We start from the raw sequence: 271 nt of genomic DNA on the forward strand, positions 1-271 counted from the left end.
TGTTTAGAAAACGGTGTTGTTTTTAGAGTTCTTTTAAGGAGTTGCTTTTTAAAAATAAAGTCAAAAATTTTATTAAAAAATATTTGGCTTGTAAAGAAAAAGTAGTGTATATTTGCAGCCGCTTACAACGGAAACAAGTTCCCAAAAATATTGAAAAGAAATCCCGGGTGGGTAAGTAAAGAGTAAAGGTTCGAGTCCTTTTGTTTTAGCAAGAATATCTCGGGTAATACCGGGGAAGTTCATTGATTTATTGAATTGACAGCGCGTAAAA

1 protein-coding gene is annotated in these 271 nt (G+C 32.5%); it reads right to left on the reverse strand.

From position 1 onward, the window contains the following. Positions 1 to 72 precede the first annotated feature (72 nt). Positions 73 to 271, reverse strand: a 199-nt coding sequence (locus LB465_RS18175) for a hypothetical protein (protein WP_224471326.1), incomplete at its 5' end; no start/stop codon positions are given.

Origin of the sequence: Salegentibacter lacus (assembly GCF_020164555.1) — a bacterium.
GTDB lineage: Bacteria > Bacteroidota > Bacteroidia > Flavobacteriales > Flavobacteriaceae > Salegentibacter > Salegentibacter lacus.